Below are 23,781 nucleotides of genomic sequence, written 5' to 3'. Positions count from 1 at the left end.
CCTCCAGCCGTGTCGGAGAGAAGGAGCGTACGTGTCGAACGTGCACAACACCAGTCCCACCCCGGAGGAGACCCCCTCCGCCACGGAGCGGCAGCCCATCCGGCGCGCCCTGGTCTCGGTCTATGACAAGACCGGCCTGACCGAGCTCGCCCAGGGGCTCCATGCCGCGGGTGTCGAGCTGGTCTCCACCGGCTCCACTGCGAAGCGGATCGCCGACGCCGGCGTGCCGGTCACCGAGGTCTCCGAGGTCACCGGCTTCGCCGAGTGTCTGGATGGACGGGTGAAGACCCTGCATCCGCGGGTGCATGCCGGGATCCTGGCCGATCGCCGTCGTGAGGATCACCGCGCCCAGCTCGAGGAGCTGGAGATCGCGCCCTTCGACCTGGTGGTGGTCAACCTGTACCCGTTCGCCGAGACGGTCGCCTCCGGCGCCTCGGAGGACGAGATCGTCGAGCAGATCGACATCGGCGGCCCCTCGATGGTGCGCGCGGCGGCGAAGAACCATGCCTCGGTGGCGGTGGTGGTGGATCCGCTGCGCTATGCCGAGGTGGTCTCCGCCGCTGATCAGGGCGGTTTCAGCCTGCCCACCCGGAAACGCCTGGCCGCCCTGGCCTTCGCGCACACGGCCGCCTACGACACCGCGGTCGCCCGGTGGACCTCCCAGCAGTTCGACGACGACTTCGACGCCGCCTCGGTGCCGGCTCCGCCGCTGTCCCGTGACGACAAGCCGCTGCAGTTCCCGCCCTACGCGGGCCTGGCCCTGGAGCGGATCACCGGGCTGCGCTACGGGGAGAACTCGCACCAGCCGGCCGCGCTGTACGGGGAGACCCACGCCGCCCCGGGCCTCGCCCAGGCGGAGACCCTCCACGGCAAGGCGATGAGCTACAACAACTATGTCGACGCCGACGCGGCGGTCCGCACCGCCTATGACTTCGACGCCCCTGCGGTGGCGATCATCAAGCACGCCAACCCGTGCGGGGTGGCCGTGGGCGAGTCGGTGGCCGAGGCGCACCGCCGGGCCCACGCCTGCGATCCGCTCTCGGCCTTCGGCGGGGTCATCGCGGCGAACCGCACGGTCACCGCGGAGATGGCCGCCACCGTCTCGGAGATCTTCACCGAAGTGGTCGTCGCCCCAGGTTTTGAGGACGAGGCGCTGCAGATCCTCACCCGGAAGAAGAACATCCGTCTGCTCCGGCTGCCCGCAGGGCATCGCCGTGACCGGGTGGAGTACAAGCAGATCTCCGGCGGCATGCTGCTGCAGGCCTCGGACGCCCTGCAGGCGGAGGGCGACTCCGCCGGCCGGTGGAAGCTGGCCTCCGGTGAGTCCGCCGATGACGACACCCTGGCTGATCTGGAGTTCGCCTGGCGAGCCGTCCGCTCGGTGAAGTCCAATGCCATCCTGCTGGCCCGCCAGGGGGCGACGGTGGGCATCGGCATGGGTCAGGTCAACCGCCTGGACTCCTGCCGGCTGGCCGTGCAGCGCGCCAACACGCTGGCGGGTGACGGCGTGGACCGGGCCCGTGGCGCGGTGGCCGCCTCCGACGCCTTCTTCCCCTTCGCTGACGGGCTGCAGACCCTCATCGCCGCCGGCGTGCGCGCCGTGGTGCAGCCGGGTGGATCCCAGCGTGACCAGGAGGTCGTCGACGCGGCGGAGGAGGCCGGTCTGACGATGTACCTCACCGGGGCGCGACATTTCTTCCACTGACCTGACGGGCAAGATGCCCGTCGGCGTGCGAGCATGGCCACGCGGGGGTGGTCACGCCCGCTGGCGATGACCACCCATCGGTGCGAACACCCTCGGAAGGGGTGATGTCAGTGTCAGAGAAACTGGACGAGCTCGCAGAAATGGTCCGTCATGAACGGCTGCGAGATCTGCGCGAGGCGCTGGATGACCTTCCGGTCGGCGAGATCGTCGACTTCCTGGAGCGCCTCGGGGTGCAGGACCGTGCCGTGGCCTTCCGTCTGCTGGCCAAGGACCAGGCGGTCGAAGTCTTCGACCTGCTGGACCAGGCCCTGCAGCACGAGATCATCGAAGGTCTGAAGGATGTCGACGTCGCCCTGTACTTCGACTCCCTGGACCCAGACGACCGTGTCCGGCTGATGGACGAGATGCCGGCTTCGGTGGCGCGCAAGATGATGCGTCACCTGGATCCGCGCGAGCGCAGCCTGACCAACATCGTGCTGGGGTACCCCTCCGGCACGATCGGCCGTCAGATGAGCCCCGAGTTCGTCGCTCTGCCGGAGCACTGGACGGTGGGGCAGGCCATGGAGAAGATCCGCCGCGCCGGGGACGAGGCCGAGACCCTCTACACCCTGCCGGTGGTGGATCGGCAGCGGCTGCTCAAGGGCGTGGTCTCGCTGCGTGACCTGGTCTCGGCGGACGCCGAGGCCGCCATCGACTCGCTGCTGACCGAGGTCGACTCCGTGGACGCCGACCACGACGCCGAGGACGCGGCGCGCCTGTGCGCCGACCGGAAGCATCTGGCGATGCCGGTCACGGACAAGGAGCACCGTGTGGTCGGCATCTTCACGGTCGACGACGCCCTGGACATCTTGGAGCGGGCGGAGTCGGAGGATGCGGCCCGTCACGGTGGTGCCGAGCCGCTGCACCGCCCCTACCTGTCCACGCCGGTGCTGACGATCATGCGCTCCCGCATCATCTGGCTGCTGGTCCTGGCCATCGGCGCGACGCTGACCGTGCAGGTCCTCGACGTCTTCGAGGAGACCCTCGAAGCCGTGGTGGTCCTGGCGCTGTTCGTGCCGCTGCTCATCGGCACCGGAGGCAACACCGGCAACCAGGCGGCCACCACCGTCACCCGTGCCATGGCCCTGGGCGATGTCACCACCCGGGATGTGTTCAAGGTGTTCTGGCGAGAGGTCCGGGTCGGGCTGACGCTGGGCTCGGTGCTTGGGGTCCTCGGATTCCTGCTGGTCAGCTGGCGCTGGGAGTGGCACGTGGGTGCGGTCATCGGACTCACGCTGCTGGCCATATGCACTCTGGCGGCCTCTGCCGGTGGGCTGATGCCGATTCTTGGCAAGAAGCTCGGTGCGGATCCGGCAGTGTTCGCGAATCCGTTCATCTCCACCTTCGTGGACGCGACCGGACTGATCATCTACTTCGTCATCGCCCGGGCCGTGCTGGGGATATGACCTCCATGGGGGGAAGCCTCCGGTGACATGGAGGACGGGACGCGGCCCGCACTCCGGTAGATTTGGACCGTTGACCCTGACCACAGACCTCGAGGGAGATCACGCGCCGATGGCCAAGATCATCTACACCCACACCGACGAAGCGCCGATGCTGGCGACCTATTCGTTCAAACCCATCGTGGAGGCCTTCGCCTCGACCGCAGGGGTGGAGGTGGAGACCCGGGACATCTCGCTCGCCGGCCGCATCATCTCCCAGTTCCCCGACCACCTCGACGAGGAGCAGCGCGAATCCGATGCGCTGGCCGAGCTGGGTGAGCTGGCCAAGACCCCTGAGGCCAACATCATCAAGCTTCCCAACATCTCCGCCTCGGTGCCGCAGCTGAAGGCGGCCGTCGCGGAGCTGCAGTCCCAGGGCTACGCCCTGCCGGACTACCCGGAGTCCCCCTCCACCGAGGAGGAGAAGGAGATCCGCGCCCGCTACGACCGGGTGAAGGGCTCCGCGGTGAACCCGGTGCTGCGTGAAGGAAACTCCGATCGTCGTGCTCCGGAGTCGGTGAAGGCCTATGTGCGGGCCAACCCGCACCGCATGGGCGCATGGACCCCGGAGTCGAAGACCAACGTGGCCACCATGGGGCGGGATGACTTCGCCTCCAACGAGAAGTCCGTGGTGCTGGAGTCCGAGGACACCTGCAGGATCCAGCTGGTCACCGAGTCCGGTGAGACCGTGGTGCTCCTGGAGGAGCTGCCTGTCCAGGCCGGCGAGGTCCTCGACGCCACCGTGATGCGCGCGGCCGCGCTGGACGAGTTCCTGGCCGCCCAGGTGGCCCGGGCCAAGGAGGAGGGCGTGCTGTTCTCCGCCCACCTGAAGGCCACCATGATGAAGGTCTCCGACCCGATCATCTTCGGCCACATCGTCAAGGCCTACTTCCCGGAGCTGTTCGCCGCCTACGGTGACGAGCTGGCCGAGGCCGGCCTGTCCGCCAACGACGGCCTGGCCTCCATCCTCTCCGGCGTCGAGGACCTCGCTGCGGAGGTCGCAGACGGGGTGAAGGCCGAGATCGAGAAGGCGCTGGCTGAGGGTCCGCGTCTGGCGATGGTCGATTCGGACCGGGGCATCACCAACCTGCACGTGCCCTCGGATGTCATCGTCGACGCCTCGATGCCGGCGATGATCCGCAACGGCGGCCACATGTGGGGCCCGAAGGGCGAGGAGGACGACACCCTCGCGGTCATCCCGGACTCCTCCTACGCGGGGGTGTACCAGGCGGCGATCGACGACTGCCGCACCCACGGCACCCTGGACCCCGCCACCATGGGCACGGTGCCGAACGTCGGCCTGATGGCGCAGAAGGCCGAGGAGTACGGCTCCCACGACAAGACCTTCGAGATCTCTCAGCCGGGCACCGTCCAGGTGCTCGACGCCGCCGGGGCGGTGCTTCTGGAGCACCAGGTCGAGGCCGGTGACATCTGGCGCGCCTGCCAGACCAAGGACGCCCCGATCCAGGACTGGGTCAAGCTGGCGGTCTCCCGCGCCCGTGAGACCGGCGCGCCCGCGGTGTTCTGGCTGGACGCCGAGCGCGCCCACGATGCCAACCTGATCACCAAGGTGGAGGCCTACCTGGCTGACCACGACACCGAGGGCCTGGACATCCGCATCATGAACCCGGTGGAGGCCACCACGCTCTCCCTGGAGCGCATCCGCCGCGGAGAGGACACCATCTCGGTGACCGGAAACGTGCTGCGGGACTACCTGACCGATCTGTTCCCGATCCTCGAGCTGGGCACCTCTGCGAAGATGCTCTCCATCGTCCCGCTGATGGCAGGCGGCGGTCTCTTCGAGACCGGTGCCGGCGGCTCAGCGCCCAAGCACGTCCAGCAGCTGGTCCAGCAGAACTACCTGCGCTGGGACTCCCTGGGTGAGTTCTTCGCCCTGGTCCCCTCGCTGGAGAAGTACGCCGAGCAGGCGGACGCCCCGCGGGCGAAGGTGCTGGCATCTGCCCTGGACCGTGCCACGGCGACCTTCCTGATGGAGAACCGCTCCCCGGGGCGGAAGCTGGGCACCATCGACAACCGCGGCTCGCACTTCTACCTGGCCCAGTACTGGGCCAAGGAGCTGGCCGAGCAGACGGAGGACGCCGGCCTGGCGCAGGTCTTCGGGCCGGTGGCCGAGCAGCTCGTGGCGCAGGAGGAGTCCATCCTCGCCGAGCTCAACGGTGTGCAGGGCCAATCGGTGGAGCTGGACGGCTACTACCGCCCCGACGACGCGAAGGCCGCTGTGGCGCTGCGCCCCTCGGCCACGCTGAACGGCATCGTCGACGGGATCAAGGGCTGATGAGCCTCAGCTGAGGCGTCTCAGTCGAGGACGCCGTAGTCCACGGCTGATCCATGAAGGGTCCGGTCTCCCGTGCGGGAGCCCGGGCCCTTCGTGCATGGACCGGGGCCGTGCCTGCACGGGGCATCGTCCCCGTCACCTCTCCGGCGCAGCAGGTGGGATCCCCGTAGGATGGTGCTCTGCAGCACATTCCGCCGCACCGGCCCCTGGGGTGCCGGCGCGGGCAGTCAACTGATCGGAGTCCTCGTGACATCACGCATCCACATCCTTCCCGAGGGGGAGCAGGAGCTCGTCTCCGGACTGGAGGCTCAGGGCGCCGACGTCGTCGGGGCGGACGAGCGCCCCACCGGCGTCGTGGTGACCGGCATGTTCAAGAGCTTCAACCTCGAGGAGGTCCTCGAGCAGAACCCCCAGGTCGAGTGGGTGCAGCTCCCCAGCGCCGGGATCGAGAAGTACGGGCAGATCCTTCGCCGCTTCCCGGAACGACTCTGGACCTCGGCCAAGGGCTCCTATGCCGCGCCGGTCGGTGAGCATGGACTCCTGCTGACCCTGGCGGCGCTGCGTGGGCTGAAGGCCCGGGCGAAGGCGACCAGCTGGGGCGACGAAGGCGGCATCTCGCTGAACGGGCTGCGCTGCGTGGTCCTCGGAGCCGGGGGAGTGGCCGCCGAGATGGTGCGCCTCTACAAGGCCTTCGACACTCATGTCACCGTGGTTCGCCGCACCGAGACCCCCCTCGAGGGAGCGGATCGGACCGTGTCCCAGGACCGACTGGAGGAGGCGCTCGAGGGCGCCGACGTCCTCGCCCTGGCCGCCGCGGTCACTCCGGCCACGGAGAAGATGATCGGCGCCGAGCAGCTGGCACTGCTGGCGGACGGCGCAGTGGTCTCGAACGTCGGGCGCGGCAGGCTGATCGATCATGACGCCCTGGTGGATGCGCTGCGCAGCGGCAAGCTCCGCGGTGCCGGGCTCGACGTCACCGAGCCGGAGCCGCTTCCCGAGGGGCACCCCCTCTGGGAGCTGGAGAACTGCCTGATCACCCCTCACACTGCTGACACCAAGGCGATGGTGGTCCCGCTGCTGCGTGAGCGCATCCTGGAGAACCACCGCCGCCTGCGCGACGGCGAGCCGCCGGTCGGCGTCGTCGACCCGGCCCAGGGGTACTGAGCTCGCGGCGCCGGCCCGCTCACGGCTCAGCGGACCCCCTGCACCGACCATCCGATCAGAGAGGACCGGAACATGGCACATATCCTCACCGTGAAGGGCAGGACGCCCTCCATCGGGGCCGGCGTCTTCCTCGCCCCGACCGCGGCGATCACCGGCGACGTCCTCATGGAACCTGACTCCTCGGCCTTCTACGGCGTGTCGGTGCGCGGTGACTCCGCCCGGATCACCGTCGGCGCCGGCACCAACCTGCAGGACAACGTGGTCCTCCACGCCGACGAGGGCTTCCCCTGCACTCTGGGCGCGGGCGTCTCAGTGGGCCACGGCGCCGTGGTGCACGGCTCCACGGTCGGCGCCGACAGCCTGATCGGCATGGGGGCGACGCTGCTGAACGGAGCCGTCATCGGGGAGCAGAGCCTGGTGGCCGCAGGAGCCCTCGTGCTGGAGGGGACGGTGATCCCTCCGCGTTCTCTGGTCGCCGGCGTCCCGGCCAAGGTGCGCCGCGAGCTCACCGACGAGGAGGTCTCCGGCCTGGCGAAGAACGCGGAGATCTACCTGGGTCTGAAGGACGCCCACAGCCACGCCGAGCCGGCCTGACCATGAGCACCTCCGCTCCCGCCCGCTCCGCCGGGGACGAGGGCGTCCCCCGCCTGGGCTTCCATGCCTCTCAGGAGCAGATCGCTCCCTCCCAGCTGCTGCGTGACGTGCAGCTGGCCGAACAGGTCGGCTTCGACGGCGCCATGAGCTCGGATCACTTCATGCCATGGTCGGCACGGCAGGGCCACTCCGGCTTCACGCTGTCCTGGCTGGGCGCCGCGCTGGCCTCCACCGAGTATCCGATCGGCGCGGTCAACGCCCCCGGCCAGCGGTACCATCCCGCCGTCGTCGCCCAGGCCTACGCCACCCTGGGGGAGATGTTCCCCGGACGGGTGTGGACGGCGCTGGGCGCCGGCCAGGCGATGAACGAGCACATCACCGGGGATCGCTGGCCGGATCTGGAGACCCGCCGACGTCGGCTGGAGGAGTGCGTGGACGTCATCAGACGCCTGCACCGCGGTGAACGGGTCACCCACGAAGGCCTGGTGAGCGTGGACGACGCCGTCCTCTACGACCTGCCCGAGCGCCCGGTCCCGCTCTACGCCGCCTGCATCACCCCGGAGTCCGCCCGACGTGCCGCCGCGTGGGCGGAGGGCATGATCACGCTCAATCAGCCGGGACACGCCGAACGGGACGTGCTGGCGGCCTACCGTGAGGCCGGCGGCTCCGGCCCGGTGATGCTGCAGGTCCACCTCTCCTGGGCTCCCACCCGGGGGCAGGCCGAGGAGATCGCCCACGATCAGTGGCGGACCAATGTCTTCGGCCCGCCGCTGGACCAGGACATGCCCACTGCGGAGCATTTCGACAGCGCCGCTGAGGAGGTCTCGCTGCACCGGGTGCTGGACGCGGTGCGGACCTCTGACTCGCCGCAGGCGCACGTCGAGCATCTCGCCGAAGACCTCGAGGCCGGCTTCGAGGCGCTCTATCTGCATCATGTGGGCCAGGAGCAGCGGCCCTGGCTCGAGGTCGCCGGCGAACACGTCTTGCCGGCACTGCGGACCCGCTGAAGGAGGATCACCCATGCGCATCGCTGACACCGCCGACCTCTGGTACAAGAACGCCGTCGTGTACTGCCTGGACGTGGCGACGTTCCTGGACTCCGACGGAGACGGCGTGGGGGACTTCGCCGGCCTGACCCAGCGCGTCGACTACCTCGCCGAGGTGGGGGTCACCTGCCTGTGGCTCATGCCGTTCTACCCCTCACCCCGGCTCGATGACGGCTACGACGTCCAGGACATGTACGGGGTGGACCAGCGCTACGGAGACCACGGCGACGTCGTCGAGTTCGTCCGGGTGGCCCATGATCGCGGAATCCGCGTGATCATCGACCTGGTCATCAATCACACCTCGGAGAGACATCCCTGGTTCCGGCGGTCCCGCTCTTCGCGGGACAGCCCGTACCGGGACTTCTACGTGTGGCGCTCCGACACCCCGCCGGACACCTCGGACCAGACCATGTTCCCCGACGTCGAGGACGGCATCTGGAGCTACGACGAGAAGACGGGCGAGCACTACCTGCACCACTTCTTCAGCCACCAGCCGGACTTGAACACCGCCAATCCGCAGGTGCGGGAGGCCATCGAACGGACCATGGGCTTCTGGCTGCAGATGGGAGTGGACGGGTTCCGTGTGGATGCGGTGCCGTTCGCGCTGAATGAGAACACCATCGGCCTCCGGGAGCATCGCGACTTCGATGAGCCGCATGACTATCTGCGGTCGCTGCGCGGGTTCCTGCAGCGGCGCTCCTCCGGAAACGGCGCCGGCATCATGCTCGGTGAGGTGAACCTGCCGCATGCGGAGCAGGTGGACTTCTTCGGGGGTGAGGCCGGCGATCAGCTGACCATGCAGTTCGACTTCCTCACCAACCAGAAGACGTTCTTGGCGATGGCTCGACAGGACGCCCGGCCGATCGCCGAGGCGCTGCGCGCCCGGCCCGGTGGGCTGCCCGAGACCTGCCAGTACGCGAACTTCTTGCGCAACCACGACGAACTCACCTTAGACCTGCTCAGCGATTCCGAGCGGGAGGAGATCTTCGCGGAGTTCGGACCCGAGGAGGAGATGCAGCTCTTCGGCCGTGGCCTGAAGCGGCGGCTGCCGCCGATGGTGGACGGTGATCCGCGTCGGCTCAAGATGGCCTACTCGCTGCTCTTCGCCCTGCCCGGCACCCCGGTGATGTTCTACGGTGAGGAGATCGGCATGGGGGAGCGGCTGGACCTGGAGGGCCGCGCCGCGGTCCGGACTCCGATGCAGTGGTCGGCGGAGAAGAACGGCGGATTCTCCGCCGCCCGTCCCAGTCGTCTTCCTCGGCCCTTGGTGGAGGGCCCTTATGGCCCCGAGCATGTCAACGCGGCAGCTGCGCGGCGTGACGAGGATTCTCTGCTGCAGCACGTCACCAGGCTCTGTCAGCGATACCGGGAGTCACCCGAGCTGGGCTGGGGCGAGGTGGAGGTCATCGAGCAGCCGCACCACCAGGTGCTGGTGCACAGGATGACCTGGCGAGGATCAGCGATGGTGCTGCTGCACAATCTGGCGCCGGAGCCCGCCCTCGTCGGATTCGAGCTGGATGATCTGGAGGAGGGCGCCGAGCTGGTGGACCTGCTGCAGCCCGGCACCTGCACGCTCGATGCCGCCGGGCACACGGAGATCGGGCTGGACGCCTATGGGTACCGCTGGCTGCGCGTTCGGCGCGAGGGTGATGCCCGGCTGGTGTGACAGGCCTTTCGGAGCCGCCCACGGGGTGCCGGGTTGAGCGGATCCGATGACACGCGTCCAGCTCACATTGAGGCGGCCGTCAGGATCCGTCAGTATAGTCACGCTCCGGATTACCCTGCCCTGAGGTCGGGCGAGACGTCCGCACCTGCCCCAGCTGCTGAGAGGCCCTGATGATGAAGCCCACTGCGCTGACCGGCCTGGCGATCGCCGGGACGCTGATGCTCGCCTCCTGCGGGTCGAACCCGTTCTCCGACGATGGTCAGGACGCCCCTGACCCCGGCACCGCCTCTGAGGCCGAGGTCCCCAGCTTCGCCGAGATCCAGGATCAGATGTGGGAGACGATGCTCGCGGCCGAGACCGTCACCATCGAGGGTCAGGTCGAGGCCGGCGAGGCGGACCTGGATGAGCTCTTCGACGAGATCGACGAGGACACCGTCGGAGACATCACCATCACCGGGGCGCTGGACGGATCTGATTCGGAGATGAGCTACGCCGCCGGTGAGGGGAACACCTTCACCCAGCGGATGGTCGACGGCGTCGAGTACTTCCGGGGCGAGGACTTCGGAGCCCTGCTCTACAGCGAGCTCGACGAGGATGTGGCCGCGGCGGTCGAGCCGGGGTTCATCGATGAGCTGGTGGCGGACCAGTGGGTGGAGTTCTCCGCCGACGGCTCCGCCTCGATCTTCTCCGCCGAGGACTTCCTGACCATCTGGCAGCGCGAGCTCCGGGAGGCCGACCTCGACGACGTCGCCGGTGCCCGGGAGACTCGGGACGGCCAGGAGGTCTACGTCTACGCGGAAGAGGACGGCGAGGCGGAGTACGTGGTGGCCGCCGACGGGCAGCCGCACCTGCTGCAGCTGCGTGACGAGGACAGCAGCTACACCTTCGCCGACTGGAACTCCACGGAGACTCCGGATGAGCCTGAGAACGTCATCACTCTGGACGACATCTTCGATGCCATCGCCGAACAGCAGGGCTGGCCGACCGACCAGGAGACCGGGGACGGTCCCGACGACGAGGTCGACGACGCCGAGGACGTCGAGGACGTCGAGCAGGGCTGATGGAGCCGCGCCTGTCGCGCGGCGGAACGGAAGAGGACGGACCGTCTGAAGGAGGCACCACGTGACTGAGGAACTGGAGACCCGGCCGGCCCCGCTGCCGACGAAGATGCTCGGCATCGCAGGAATCGCCGTGTTGACGCTGACCGCCTGTGCGCCCGACGATGATCAGCCGGAGGATGCGGCGCAGGAGGACGTCGACCCGGACGGCGCCGAGGATCAGGGTGACGAGCCTGACGAGATCGCTGAGGAGGAGCCGGACGACGAGGCCCCGGAGATCTCAGAGATCGAGTCCCAGCTGTGGGACACGATGGATCGGGCCGAGTCGGTGGTCCTCGATGCCGAGGTGCCCTCTGATGCCGACGAGGTCGAGGGTGAGGTCGACATCGAGGACACCGGCACCATCACCCAGCACTACTCGGGGCAGGTGGACGGCTCAGCGCTGACCATGCGGGAGGAGTCCGACGCAGCCCAGGCCGAGTACATCACCTTCGAGGACGCCACGTACCTGCGCGGTGAGGACGAGCTGCGTGCCGTCGCGGAGCAGTTTCCCGGTGAGATCGATGAGGACGAGCTGGAGGACGAGTTCGCGGGCCGGTGGGTGGACTACTCGGAGATCTTTCCCGAGGGCTTCACGATCACCGAGTGGCTGGATGAGTTTCGCGAGAGCCTGGAGTCCGGCGGCGGCTTCGATGAGCTCGAGGCAGCGGCGGAGACCCGGGACGGCGAGGAGGTCTGGGTCTACACGGGCGATGGCCGGGAGGTCGTCGTACGGGCTGGGGAGGAGCCGGTGCTGCTCTCCGTCCAGGCCGAGGACGAAACCGGCCACTTCGACGTCCGGTTCAGCGACTGGAACGAGGCTGAGGAGCCGGAACGTCCTGCGGACGAGGACATCCTCACGGTCCAGGACATCGAGGAGCTCCTGAGCTGAGCGGGTCCTCGGTGAGTCTGTCCGAGGAGTTCGCGTCCAGCTCCCATCCAGGTAGAGCGTGATCCACGCGGCAACCTGAACACTTCATGTGAGCTTCCTCATAGTATCGGGAGAAAGCATTTGTAGAGCTTCCTTTCAGGGAACAGGTGTGGTGAGAATGGACATGAGTCATCTGGTCGAGGCAGGGGACTGCCGATGAACGGTCAGATCAGGTGACCAGCGGAAAGACCGCGATGCATCAACGATGCACCTGGACGGAGGTACTGATCCTATGGTTACCACCGACGACAACAAGCTTCGCTCTCTGGCTGCCGCACTCGGTGTCGGTTCCCTGGCGTTGTTCGGCGTGACTGCCTGCGACACCAATGGGGACACCGGCGAAGAGGACCCGGCGGTCGAGGAAGAAGAGGGTATGGAAGAGGACCCGGCTGAGGACCCGGCCGAGGAGGACCCGATGGAGGAGGAAGAGGAGGGCTGATCCCTCGTCTCCTCTGACGATCGAGGTCCCTTCGGAAGCTCCGGCTTCCCACAGGCCTCTTCTGTTACGACGATGGCTGCAGGTTGATCTTCACGGATCGTCCCTGATGGCCAAGAACGGCCCCGGCGGTGCAAACCGCCGGGGCCGATCTGTGTGTGCCGGGCCGCCAGCACCGGGCCGCCAGCACCGGGCCACGCGTACCTGGCCACGCAGCGCCGTGCCGGCGTCTGGTCCGCCCCTCCTCGGAGTGGGCTCTCGCCCTGGTGGTGCTGCGCCGAGCCCTGCGGAGTGAGCGGGCGCGGGCCCTGTCGCGGCCGGGAAGCGGGGAGGGGTCTCCCAGCGGGCCTGGACAGAACATCGCTGCTTCGTCCAGCATCTGATCAGAGAGTCGGCCGAACATGTGTAAGTGCTCAATGCTTCGTAAGAGCTTCCCCTGAGTCCCCCGGAAAGGCCGCTCTCAACTTTCGTGGAGCCCCTCGGATATGTCCATGATGGTCTCAAGCCGTCCGGATCGGCACTGCGGTTCGCAGCTGCGGATCACCTGCCGGGCGGCCGAGAAGAGAATCGCGGAGAGTCCGCGGAGCATCACATGCGATGCGTGATCACGGAGGTGCACATCATGGCTGCAACCGACGCAAACAAGCTTCGTTCCCTGGCCGCTGCGGTCGGAGTCGGCTCGCTGGCTCTGTTCGGCATCACTGCCTGCGACACCGAGGGTGAGGCACCCGAGGACGCTCCGGTCGAGGAGGAGGGTGCTCCGGAGGAGGACCCGGCTGACGAGGGTGCTCCGGAGGAGGACCCGGCCGACGAGGGCCTCCCGGAGGAGGACCCGGCTGAGGAGGACCCCGGCTTCGAGGATGACCCCGCTGACGAGGACACCGAGGGTGGACTCGAGGACGAGGGTGCTGAGGAGGAGGACGGCCTGGAGGGCTGATCCCACTCGGCGGGTGCGACGCGGTCTGCGTGACGCGCCCTCCTCACAGACAGGAGGCCCCTCCGCCGGCATCATGCCGGGGGAGGGGCCTCCTGCTGTGTGCGGGACTGCTCAGCGCACGATCCGCGCGATGCGGATCAGCGTGGATCAGTGCGGATCAGCCGTTCTTGACGGCGTCCTCGATGCGCTGACCGACCTCGGCGTCGACGTTCTTCCAGTACTGGAAGGCGTTCGAGAGCACGGGCTCGCGGACGCCGTCGAGGGCGCCGGAGACGGTCTCGACCAGACGGTCGCGGGCGGCGTCGTCGAAGACCTCGCGGACCAGGACGCCGGGCTGGGTGAAGTCGTCGTCCTGCTCGCGCAGGGTGTAGGCGGAGCGGACCAGCTCGCCGTCGGCCTCCCAGCCGTTGTCCACCGGGCCCTGTTCGTCGGACCAGGTCGAACCCTCCACCGTGTTCGGGGCGTAGACCGGCTTGTCGCCGCTGTGGTCGTACCACATGTTGCCCTCGAAGTTGTAGGAGTGGACCTCGTTCTTCGGACGGTTGACCGGCAGCTGCTGGAAGTTGGTACCGATGCGGTAGCGGTGAGCGTCCGCGTAGGCGAAGTTGCGGCCCAGCAGCATCTTGTCCGGCGAGTTGCCGGTGCCCGGGACCATGTTGGCGGGAGAGAACGCGGCCTGCTCGATCTCCGCGAAGAAGTTCCGCGGGTTGCGGTTCAGGGTCAGCGTGCCGACCTTGATGCGCGGGTAGTCCGCCTGAGGCCAGATCTTCGTCAGGTCGAAGGGGTTGATCTTGTAGGTCTTGGCGTCCTCGTACGGCATGACCTGGACGTAGAGGGTCCAGGTGGGGTGCTCGCCGCGGGCGATGGCATCGAACAGGTCGCGACGGTGGAAGTCGGCGTCCGCACCGGCCAGCTTCTCTGCCTCTTCGTTGGTCATGGTGTCGAAGCCGGCGTCGTTGAGGAAGTGGTACTTCACCCAGAAGCGCTCGCCGGCCTCGTTGTTCCACTGGTAGGTGTGGGAGCCATAGCCGTTCATGCGGCGCCAGGAGGCCGGCAGGCCGCGGTCGCCCATCAGGTAGGTGACCTGGTGTGCCGACTCCGGGTTCTGGGTCCAGAAGTCCCACTGCATGTGGCCGTCACGCAGTCCGGAGTCCGGGAGGCGCTTCTGGGAGCGGATGAAGTGCGGGAACTTCATGGGGTCGCGGACGAAGAACACCGGGGTGTTGTTGCCGACGAGGTCGAAGTTGCCCTCTTCGGTGTAGAACTTCAGCGCGAAGCCGCGGACGTCGCGCCAGGTGTCCGGGGAGCCGAGCTCACCGGCCACGGTGGAGAAGCGCAGCAGGGTCTCGGTGGTGCGGCCGGGCTGGAAGAGGTCGGCCTTGGTGTACTGGGAGACGTCCTCGGTCACCTCGAAGGTGCCGAAGGCGCCGGCGCCCTTGGCGTGGGGGCGACGCTCCGGCACGTTCATCCGGTTGAAGTGCGCCAGCGTTTCGATCAGGTGGTGGTCGTGCAGCAGCAGCGGACCATCGGGGCCCACGCTGAGGGAATGACGGTCGCTCACTGCCGGGATGCCGGCCTGGGTCGTCGACCCGGTGGCGTGCGGGGTGTTGCCAGTGGTCATGACTGTCCCTTTCTCTTCTTACTTGGGTGGTTCTCGGATGCGGTAGGTCGTGGTGGCGCGGCTGGTCCGCAGGGCGGCCGGACGCGCGGGTCAACGGGCGGAGGCGGTCTCTCGGGAGGCGGGGGTTCCCTCCGGGGAGGCGTCGGGCGCCGACTGCTGCTCTCCGGCTCCGCCTTGAGCGCGGGCCGCTGCGCAGTCGTCGCAGATCCCGCGGAAGACGACGTCGGCGACCTCCACGGTCATCCCCAGTCCGGCCGGAGTCTGCAGACAGGGTGCCTCGCCGTGGACGCACTCGACGTCCTCGATGCGCCCGCAGGCGGTGCAGATGGCGTGGTGGTGGTTGTCGTGGGTGCGAGTCTCGTAGCAGGCCGGGGAGCCGGGAGGGTCGAAGCGGCGCAGCAACTCCCGTGCGGTGAGGTCGTGGAGCACCGTGTAGACCGACTGCACCGTGATCTCAGGCAGCTGTTCGGTGACCCGCGAGTGGATCGCCTCAGCGGGACGGTGCGGGTCCTGAGCCACGGCCTCGAGCACGGCCAGGCGCTGGCGGGTGACGCGCAGTCCGCGTTCGCGCAGCTGGGAGGGCCAGTCGGTCATCGTGCTCACGAGACCAGTCTGCCCTAGATCTGAGTGATTCACAATAACTCGGCGTGCCGAGTTGAGGGCTCGCGCTGACCACACCGCGTGCGGGACGCTCCGAACCGGCTCGTCCCGAAGCTCATGAAGGAGCATCCCACGTCAGCGCGATGTCGCGCGAACGTCGCCGGGAGTTCACCAGGTCGTCTCACCGGCGCTTCCTGCCCCTGGAATCGTGAAGGCGTTCTGCCCCACGTCTGTGAGAGGAAGCACCACGATGCCCGTCCGGGAGATGCTGCCCATGCTCGGCCACGTCCGCGGCAAGCGCAGTGCCGTCACCTGCGCCTTGAAATGCGCCAACGCCTGTGCCGGGGAGGTGTGCAACACCTCCGGCAATGAGACGTTCCGCGAGGTGGCCTCTGCGGCACTGACCCGACGCCAGCTCCTCGGGGCCTCGGCGGCGGGTGCGCTGGCCCTCGCGGTGGGAGCTGCCGCCGGCACGGGCCCCGCCCCTGCGGCGGCGGCGACCGGCTCGAAGCTGAGGTTCTCCCCGATCAATCCCGTCCATCACGACGTCGACGGTCTGATCGTGCCCGAGGGGTACACCTGGGAGCCGATCATCGGGTGGGGCGACAGGGTCTTCCCTGACGCCCCGGAGTTCGATGTGGAGAACCAGACCGCCGAGGCCCAGGCGAAGCAGTTCGGGTACAACAACGACTACCTGGAGATCGTGGAGGTCCCCGGGTCGAAGGGCCGCCGGGCTGTGCTGTTCTCCAACCACGAGTACACCAATGAGGACATCATGTTCCCCGACGGCACCGACGACGCCGTCCGCCGGGCCGTGGGCATGGCCGCGCATGGGATGAGCATCGTCGAGGTCACTCGGAAGAACCGGAACCACGCCTGGCGGGTCGACGTCGAGGGCGCGCGCAACCGCCGCTTCCTGCTGGACACCGAGTTCGCGTTCACCGGACCTGCGGCCGGTTCGGAGCTGCTGGCCACCGCCGATGACCCGGAGGGGCGCACGGTCCGCGGCACGCTCAACAACTGTGCCGGAGGACTCACCCCGTGGGGGACCTTCCTCTCCGGGGAGGAGAACTTCCACGGGTACTTCGTCTCTGAGGGCACCTCAGATGCCGACCGTCGGTACGGAATCGACGCCGAGCCCACGGTCCGCGGCTGGGAGCAGGACGAGCCCCGCTTCGACACCCGGAACCCCGGCTATGAGAACGAGAAGAACCGTTTCGGCTGGATCGTGGAGGTGGACCCATGGGACCCCGAGTCCACGCCGGTCAAGCACACCAGCCTGGGCCGTTTCAAGCATGAGGGCGCCAACGTCATCCTCTCCGGGTCCGGGCATGCGGTGGCCTACGCCGGGGATGACGAGCGTTTCGACTACCTGTACAAGTTCGTCTCCCACGGGACTTACGTCGACGGGGACCGGGAGCATAACAAGACTCTGCTGACCTCGGGCGACCTCTACGTCGCGAAGTTCTCCGGGAACTCTCCCGCGTCGGAGATCGACGGTTCCGGCGCCCTGCCCTCCGATGGAGCGTTCGACGGGACCGGGGAATGGCTGCCGCTGCTTTTCGACGGGGAGCCGCAGGTGGCTGGCTTCACCGCCGAGGAGGTGCTGGTCCACACGCGGCTGGCCGCCGACGCCGCCGGGGCCACGAAGATGGACCGGCCCGAAGACGTGGAGCCGAACCCGCACACGGGGAAGGTCTACATGGCCTGCACCAACAACTCCCAGCGCGGCACCGACGGTGCGGCCGACGTCGACGAGCCCAACCCGCGGGCGCAGAACCGCGACGGTCACATCGTCGAGATCACCGAGCGCGGGGACCAAGCCTCCACGGCCTTCGACTGGACGCTGCTGTTGGTCTGCGGCGATCCCTCCACGGACGACGCCGCCTATTTCAGCGGATACCCGGAGGACCAGGTCTCACCGATCTCCTGCCCGGACAACGTGGCCTTCGACTCTCAGGGGAACCTGTGGATCTCCACCGACGGCGCCCCCAGCGGGATCGGTCTGTGCGACGGACTGTTCAAAGTTCACCTGGAGGGGGAGAACCGCGGGAAGGTGGAGCAGTTTCTCTCAGTGCCGGCCGATGCCGAGACCTGCGGCCCGGTGATCCACGATGAGGAGCGCACCGTCTTCGTGGCCGTCCAGCATCCTGGCGAGGACGGCACCTGGGCTGATCAGCGCTCGGCATTCCCCGACTATGTGGCGTATCGGGAGCCCGGGCTGTCCGCGCTGCCGCGTCCGTCCGTGGTGCAGGTGCTCAAGGGCAGACCGGGGAAGGACAGCGCCGACGCTCGGCAGCGGCAGCTCATCGGGGACGTCCACTCGGGCGACGAGTTGAAGCACGGACGCGCCACGGCCTGAACCGGGCCGCCGGTGCCCTGCCGGTGCTCCGCCGCCGCCCCGACTAGACTGGTCCGGGGAACGGACAGCGGGGAGGCGATGTGCAGCGACAGGGACGCCGACGGGTCACAGCCGCCGATGTGGCCGCCCGCGCCGGCGCCTCGCGCAGCGCGGTCTCCCTGGTCCTCAACGGCCGGGCCGACGGCAACGTGGCTCCGGTGCTCCAGGATCAGATCCGTGCTGCTGTCGAGGAGCTGGGGTACATTCCGCAGAGCGTCGGGCAGTCGCTGCGTAGCCGCAGCACGCGGACGGTGGGCGTGATCACCGATGAGATCGTCACTTCGCCCTTCGCCGGAGGGATCATCAGCGGAGCCGACGCCGTGGCGCGCGAGGCCGGCTACATGATCATGGTGGCCGACACCGCGGGGGACGACTCCCGCATCGGACAGATGGCAAAGGTGTTCTTCGCCCGCAGCGTGGACGCCCTCATGCTGGCCACCGGAGGGCTGGTGAGCGTCGATCCGGCGGAGAACTTCTTCTCTGCCCCGGCGGTGCTCGCCAACTGTCTGGACGCCTCCGGCCGGGCGCCGGCCGTCGTCGCCGATGAAGCCGGGGGCTCGCGGCTGGGGGTGCGTCACCTGCTCGACCTGGGGCATCGCGATATCGCTCTGCTCAGCGGCACCGAGGACTCTCCGGCGACCCCGCGCCGTCGGGAGGGCTTCCTCGATGCTGTGGCCGGCACCGGGGCGGAGCATCGGGTCGTGCCCTGCGGCTGGGACATTGACGACGGCTACCGCGCCGCCTCCGCGCTGCTCGACGGCGGAGCCGCTCCCACCGCCGTGCTGGCCTCGAACGACCGCACGGCGGTGGGGGTGCTGCTCGCCGCGGCACACCGCGGGGTGGACATCCCGGGGGACCTCTCCGTGGTGGGCGTGGACGATCAGGCTCATGTGGCCGCCCAGGTGGTCCCCGCGCTGACCACAGTGGCCCTGCCGCATCAGCAGATCGGGCGGCGGGCCATGGAGATCCTCCTTGAGGGGATCCCGGCTCCTTCACGTGAGCCCTCAGCGGGTGCGGTCCCCGAACTCATCGAGACCTGGCTGATCAGGCGGGACTCCACCGGCGCAGCGCCCACCAGCTGAGCTGGGCGCCACCGGTGCGCAGCTCCCACTGCTGGTCCGCCGCAGGATACGCCCGCAGGGTGCAGGCGGGGCCGTCGGCCCGGAAGATCTCGATGATGGAGCGGTCGATCACGATCCGTGACGCCGGACCGGAGTAGACCGGAGGTCCCGCCTCGGCATCCGTGTCCCCGGCGGTGCGCAGCTCCACGGTCGGCACAGTCCCTTCCGGTGTGGTCGGGAGCACGACGTCGCAGGCCTCGGGGAGCAGGACGGCCGCGCCGTCGTCGTGGTGGGCAGGCCCGAGCCTCCATCCCTCGCACTCGGCGGCAGGGCTGCTGACCAGGGCGCCGTCGCGGATCTGCAGCTTACGCGGCCAGGTCAGCAGACCGGACCAGCCGGCCTCGTCGCAGGCCTGCTGTTCGCGCTGTTCCCGTGCCCAGCCGATCATCAGGGCCCGGTCTGGCTCGGCGAGCACCTGCGGTGCGTAGAAGCTGGAGCCCGTATCCACCTCGGACTCGCCGAGAATGCGTGGCCGGGGCAGGTCCTGCGGCTGGTCCGGCAGGTCGACCTCCAGGAGCAGAGCGCGGGTGTCGTCGAGCTCGTGGCCGCCGTCGTCGGTGCGATGCCAGCGGGAGACCACCAGCACCCAGACCGCGGAGTCGTCCAACCAGACCAGCTGGGGGCACTCCCAGATGTCGGCGTCCAGGGCTGCCGGCGCCTGATCGGAGCTCAGCCACACCCCGTGGTACGTCCAGTCCGTCAGCTCTTCGGCGTCGTAGAGCAGGATCGCGGCCCGGCCGTCCGCCAGCCCCGCCCCCTGCAGAGCCCAGCGTCGCCCATCGATGGTCACCAGGAACGGGTCGCGCACTGCGACGACCTGCTCATCCTCGGGCATGGGCGCGGCCACATGACGCTCCTGCGACCATTCGCGCAGGTCAGCAAACCCCCGGGCCAGCGTCACCTCGGAGGCGTTCTCGATGCCCTGGACACCGCTGTAGACGGCGATCGGAGCCCCGTCGTCGAAGCCCATGACGCCCGACCAGCAGCCGGCGACGTCGGGCCCTCCAGGGCTGGGAGTCAGCGCCACGGGCTCCTCGGTCCACTCCACGAGGTCCGGGGAGGAGAGGTGTCCCCAGTGGATGTGCTCATGCCGCGCCGAGTGCGGATTGAACTGGAAGAACACGTGCCATGTGCCGTTGACGCGGCACAGCCCGTTGGGGTCGTTCAGCCAGCCGCGGGCTGGCCGGGGGTGCGCCACCGGGAAGGCCGGATCCTGGGCAGAGCCGGCGGTTGCGGGGGAGGTGACGGCGGGCTGGCGGGTGGAGCTGGTCATCGTGTCCTTTCGGGAGGGGCGTCGGAGGAAGGTGAAGGGCTGGTTCATTTGCCCGCGCCGGCGGTGAGGCCTTCGCGCAGGTAGCGCTGGCCGAAGAGGAAGACGATCAGCGCGGGGATCATCGAGAGCACGACGCCGGCCAGCACCACGGAGATGCTTCCTGTGCCGAGATGTCCCTGGAGGGAGACCAGGCCCAACGGCAGGGTGAAGTTCTCCTCGGAGTTGACGAGCACCAGGGGCCGGAAGAACTCGTTCCAGTGGTAGTTGAAGGCCAGGATGCCCACGATCGCCATGCCCGGCGCGGAGAGCGGCAGGTAGACGGAGAAGAACACCCGCCAGGGCCCGGCGCCGTCCAGAGAGGCGGCCTCGGCATAGTCGCCGGGCAGGTTCAGGAAGTACTGGCGCATCAGGAAGGTGCCGAAGGCCGTCGGGACGGCCGGGATGATCAGCGCCAACAGCGTGTCGGCCAGCCCCATCCCGCGGATGAGCATGAAGACCGGCACGATCGTGACCTGCACCGGGATCATCATCGTGGCCAGCACCAGGGCGAAGAGCAGGGTGGAGCCGCGGAACCGCATCCGGGCGAACACATAGCCGGCCATCGCTGCGGTGAGCATCTGTCCGGCGGCGATCAGCGCGGTGACCAGGGCCGAGTTGAGCACCAGCCGCGTGACGTCGATCTGGGTGAAGACCTCCCGGTAGGCCGTGAAGTCCGGGCTGAGCGGGAGGAAGTGCGGGGGCAGGTCGAAGGACTCGGCCGGGTCGCGCAGGGAGGTGGACAGCGTCCACATCACCGGTCCGAGCACGGCGAGGGCTACCACGGCCATGAACAGCAGGGCGGCGGTCCGGGAGGGGGAGGGCAGGCGCAGACGCCGGCGGGGTCTGTCGGTGACAGGCTGCAGGGTGGTCATGGGATCAGAGCTCCTTCGTCAGAGGTCGTGAGGACGTCTGACGGTTCACTGGTAGAAGACGAATCGGCGGGAGAGGCGGAACTGCGCCCAGGTGATGAGCATGATGATCAGCATCAGGACCAGGCCGGCGGCCGAGGCGAGGCCGAACTCCAGACGCTGGAAGGCGGCCTCGAAGACGACCATGACCGCGGATCTCGTGGAGTCGCCGGGCCCGCCGCGGGTCAGCACGTAGGGCTGGTCGAAGACCTGCAGCGCCATGATCATCGCGGTCACCGAGGCGACCAGCAGCGAGGGGGAGACCAGCGGGAAGGTGACGTTCTTGAACGCTCCCCAGCCCCGGGCTCCGTCGATCTCGGCGGCCTCGTAGAGCTCCTTGGGGATGGAGGCGATCCCACCCAGAAGGATCAGGAAGGAGAATCCGAAGTTCTGCCAGACGAAGACGAAGATCACCACGGCGGCGGCTCCGGTCGGCGTCGTCAGCCAGGGGACGTTCGGGATGCCCACCAGGCCGAGCATCCAGTTCACGACGCCGAACTGCTCGTTGAACAGGTAGCTCATGAAGATGGAGACCCCGGCCGCGGAGAGCACCAGGGGAAAGAAGAACGTGGAGCGGAAGAACAGCCGCAGCCAGTCGGGCATGCGGGACTGGACCATCACCGCCAGGAACATCGCCAGGCTCAGCTGCAGCGTCACCGCGATGAGCACGAACACGATGGTGTTCAGGAAGGCCGTGCGGACGGTGGCGTCGGCGCCGAGGGCGATGAAGTTGTCGACCCCGGCGAACTGCGGGGTCGAGAGCAGATCCCAGTGGAAGAAGGCCAGGGCCAGCGAGCCGACGATCGGCAACAGGGTGAACACCCCCATGCCGATCAGCGTGGGTGCCAGCAGGAGGATGATCACCCAACGTTCGGAGCGCGAGCGGATCCGGGGCGTCGTCGTGGGGGTGGACGGCGTCGTGGGGCGGGCCGAACGGGCCGCTTCCCGGTCAGGTGCAGGGGTGGTGGTCATGAGCTCTTCTCCATGGCGACGGTGAGTTCACGGTCGAGGCGGTCAAGGGCTGTCTCCAGCTGCGCCGGACCGCCGCTCATGCCCAGGGCGACGTTCCGGGCCAGGGCGTTCTCCACCTCGGCCTGCTGAGGAGGAGCCGGAATCGGGCCGGAGGACGGGAAGTCGTCGAGCGTGTCGTAGAACACCTTCCAATTGCGGGGCCCGGTCTCCCGGTAGAAGGCCTCGTCGACCATGGAGCGGCGCGTCGGAGTGGTGGTGGGCACGGGCATCGCCAGCTCCATGGACTCCTTGCGGGTCGTGAACTCCAGCCAGCGCCAGGCCTGCTCCTTGCGCTCAGAGGTGCGCATGATCGAATACCCGGCCGTTCCGAACTGGTGCCGCTGACTGCGCCACCGGGGGAAGTACTGGACGTCGACGTCCTCGTCGGACATGCCGTTCTCATGCAGGCCCTGGGCCCAATAGCCGCCAGCGGGGGTGGCGCCGATGCGATCGGAGGCGAACAGCCCGATCAGCGAGTTGCCCCCGCCCTCCTCGGGACGGATGCTGAGCCCTTCGTTGACCCAGCCCTGCAGGCGTTCGAAGGTCTCCACGACGCGCGGGTCGCTGACGTTGGAGCTGGTCCAGCGGTACCCGCCACGACGCTCGGCCGTCAGCTCCGGTGTGTAGAACCGGTCCCACAGCCAGTCGCCGCCGGAGAACCTGTCCTCGGTGAGAATGCTGGTGTCATTGGCATAGAGCCAGGGGACGATTCCTCCGAAGAGCCGGTTGGTCCAGAAATAGGGGACGAACCCGCCCTCGGCCGTGTCGCGCATCGTGCGCAGCATCTGCTCGAACTCGTCGATGTCCCAGTCGGGGGAGGGGAAGTCCAGGCCCGCGCGCTCCAGGGTCGGCAGGTTGAGATACATGTTGGCCGCATTGAAGTCCAGCGGCAGCACGTAGAGGCTGCCCTGGTACATGAAGGCTTCGATGAGCGAGGGGTGGACGTCCTCGAAGTAGTTCTCCAGGGCTGCCTCGTCATGGGTGATCCAGTCGTCCAGCGGCTCGGCGAGCCGCTCGGCGAAGAGCTGGGCGCCCTCAGTGGCGACGTAGACGACGTCGGGCGCGGTCCCCGAGGCCACCATGGTGAGGATCTTGGTGAAGAAGTCGCCCCAGTCGACGGCTTGGATCGCCTCGATCCGCACGGGGATGTCGGGATTCTCGGCGGTGAACTCGTCGGCCAGGTCCTGGCGGGCCGCCGCGTCCTGGGCGGTGCCCTGGATGGCGACGCGCAGGACGTCCTCGCCCCGGCCGGGGATGTCCTGACCGGCCAGACGCGGCCAGGCCGCGACGGTGCCTCCGAGAGCGGCGAGTCCGCCCACTCCGAGCAGCGTGCGCCGGGTGAGGGTCCGAGTATGCGATGAGATGTGCATAGTGCCTCCTAACACGTGTGAGGAAATGTACTGTGAGGGAGCGCACACGTCAAGAAGGTGAGGTCAGCGGCGCTCGGACTCCGC

19 protein-coding genes are annotated in these 23,781 nt (G+C 68.4%); 13 read left to right on the top strand and 6 right to left on the bottom strand.

Going from position 1 to position 23,781, the window contains the following annotated elements; translation table 11 throughout:
• Positions 1-31 precede the first annotated feature (31 nt).
• The 11 genes from purH (at position 32) to HNR09_RS02905 (ending at position 13,353) form a co-directional block, all read left to right on the top strand.
• Complete coding sequence (gene purH / locus HNR09_RS02955) at positions 32-1,705, top strand: bifunctional phosphoribosylaminoimidazolecarboxamide formyltransferase/IMP cyclohydrolase (protein ID WP_378937728.1); 1,674 nt, start codon at positions 32-34, stop codon at positions 1,703-1,705.
• Positions 1,706-1,809: 104 nt separating this feature from the next.
• Entirely contained in the window at positions 1,810-3,150 is a 1,341-nt protein-coding gene (gene mgtE / locus HNR09_RS02950; protein ID WP_179540694.1) for a magnesium transporter, read from the top strand.
• A 109-nt stretch (positions 3,151-3,259) separates the two neighbouring features.
• On the top strand, positions 3,260-5,482 hold the full coding sequence (locus HNR09_RS02945; RefSeq protein ID WP_179542978.1) for an NADP-dependent isocitrate dehydrogenase: 2,223 nt from the start codon (positions 3,260-3,262) through the stop codon (positions 5,480-5,482).
• 246 nt (positions 5,483-5,728) lie between these two features.
• Complete coding sequence (locus HNR09_RS02940; RefSeq protein ID WP_179540693.1) at positions 5,729-6,646, top strand: NAD(P)-dependent oxidoreductase; 918 nt, start codon at positions 5,729-5,731, stop codon at positions 6,644-6,646.
• Positions 6,647-6,718: 72 nt separating this feature from the next.
• Positions 6,719-7,240 carry a gamma carbonic anhydrase family protein gene (locus tag HNR09_RS02935; protein WP_179540692.1) on the top strand — a complete coding sequence of 174 codons (522 nt, stop codon included), beginning with the start codon at positions 6,719-6,721 and terminating at the stop codon, positions 7,238-7,240.
• Positions 7,241-7,242: 2 nt separating this feature from the next.
• A complete protein-coding gene (locus HNR09_RS02930; RefSeq protein ID WP_179540691.1) occupies positions 7,243-8,247 on the top strand; it encodes a TIGR03885 family FMN-dependent LLM class oxidoreductase in 1,005 nt (334 codons plus the stop codon).
• A 13-nt stretch (positions 8,248-8,260) separates the two neighbouring features.
• Positions 8,261-9,952, top strand: a complete 1,692-nt coding sequence (locus HNR09_RS02925) for an alpha-amylase family protein (protein WP_179540690.1) — start codon at positions 8,261-8,263, stop codon at positions 9,950-9,952.
• 170 nt (positions 9,953-10,122) lie between these two features.
• A complete protein-coding gene (locus HNR09_RS02920; protein ID WP_179540689.1) occupies positions 10,123-11,013 on the top strand; it encodes a hypothetical protein in 891 nt (296 codons plus the stop codon).
• Positions 11,014-11,074: 61 nt separating this feature from the next.
• Complete coding sequence (locus HNR09_RS02915; RefSeq protein ID WP_179540688.1) at positions 11,075-11,941, top strand: hypothetical protein; 867 nt, start codon at positions 11,075-11,077, stop codon at positions 11,939-11,941.
• Between the two features lie 271 nt (positions 11,942-12,212).
• On the top strand, positions 12,213-12,419 hold the full coding sequence (locus HNR09_RS02910) for a hypothetical protein (RefSeq protein WP_179540687.1): 207 nt from the start codon (positions 12,213-12,215) through the stop codon (positions 12,417-12,419).
• Between the two features lie 619 nt (positions 12,420-13,038).
• On the top strand, positions 13,039-13,353 hold the full coding sequence (locus tag HNR09_RS02905; protein ID WP_179540686.1) for a hypothetical protein: 315 nt from the start codon (positions 13,039-13,041) through the stop codon (positions 13,351-13,353).
• 157 nt (positions 13,354-13,510) lie between these two features.
• Here the strand turns inward: HNR09_RS02905 and HNR09_RS02900 are convergent, their stop codons facing one another.
• Together HNR09_RS02900 and HNR09_RS02895 are read right to left on the bottom strand one after the other, a co-directional pair.
• The gene (locus HNR09_RS02900; protein ID WP_179540685.1) at positions 13,511-14,974 is read right to left on the bottom strand and encodes a catalase; all 1,464 of its coding nucleotides are present in this window, start codon (positions 14,972-14,974) and stop codon (positions 13,511-13,513) included.
• Positions 14,975-15,064: 90 nt separating this feature from the next.
• The gene (locus HNR09_RS02895) at positions 15,065-15,568 is read right to left on the bottom strand and encodes a Fur family transcriptional regulator (protein ID WP_179542977.1); all 504 of its coding nucleotides are present in this window, start codon (positions 15,566-15,568) and stop codon (positions 15,065-15,067) included.
• 256 nt (positions 15,569-15,824) lie between these two features.
• Between HNR09_RS02895 and HNR09_RS02890 the strand changes: the two genes are divergently transcribed.
• Complete coding sequence (locus tag HNR09_RS02890) at positions 15,825-17,936, top strand: PhoX family protein (RefSeq protein ID WP_246348697.1); 2,112 nt, start codon at positions 15,825-15,827, stop codon at positions 17,934-17,936.
• Between the two features lie 80 nt (positions 17,937-18,016).
• Positions 18,017-19,057: a substrate-binding domain-containing protein gene (locus HNR09_RS02885; protein WP_179540684.1), complete on the top strand. Its 1,041-nt coding sequence runs from the start codon at positions 18,017-18,019 to the stop codon at positions 19,055-19,057.
• Here HNR09_RS02885 and HNR09_RS02880 read toward each other — a convergent pair.
• From HNR09_RS02880 to HNR09_RS02865, 4 genes are all read right to left on the bottom strand, one after another.
• Complete coding sequence (locus HNR09_RS02880) at positions 19,020-20,369, bottom strand: glycoside hydrolase family 32 protein (protein ID WP_179540683.1); 1,350 nt, start codon at positions 20,367-20,369, stop codon at positions 19,020-19,022. The two genes, HNR09_RS02885 and HNR09_RS02880, sit on opposite strands and share 38 nt — an antisense overlap.
• A 44-nt stretch (positions 20,370-20,413) precedes the next feature.
• On the bottom strand, positions 20,414-21,196 hold the full coding sequence (locus HNR09_RS02875) for a carbohydrate ABC transporter permease (RefSeq protein ID WP_246349079.1): 783 nt from the start codon (positions 21,194-21,196) through the stop codon (positions 20,414-20,416).
• A gap of 129 nt (positions 21,197-21,325) precedes the next feature.
• Positions 21,326-22,288: a carbohydrate ABC transporter permease gene (locus tag HNR09_RS02870; protein ID WP_179540681.1), complete on the bottom strand. Its 963-nt coding sequence runs from the start codon at positions 22,286-22,288 to the stop codon at positions 21,326-21,328.
• Positions 22,285-23,697: an ABC transporter substrate-binding protein gene (locus HNR09_RS02865; RefSeq protein WP_179540680.1), complete on the bottom strand. Its 1,413-nt coding sequence runs from the start codon at positions 23,695-23,697 to the stop codon at positions 22,285-22,287. Before HNR09_RS02865 ends, HNR09_RS02870 begins: the two co-directional genes overlap by 4 nt.
• Positions 23,698-23,781 lie beyond the last annotated feature (84 nt).

The organism is Nesterenkonia xinjiangensis, assembly GCF_013410745.1.
In the GTDB taxonomy this organism is placed as follows: domain Bacteria; phylum Actinomycetota; class Actinomycetes; order Actinomycetales; family Micrococcaceae; genus Nesterenkonia; species Nesterenkonia xinjiangensis.
The sequence above is the reverse complement of the archived record's forward strand: the minus strand, read 5'-3'. Positions and strand labels throughout refer to the sequence as shown.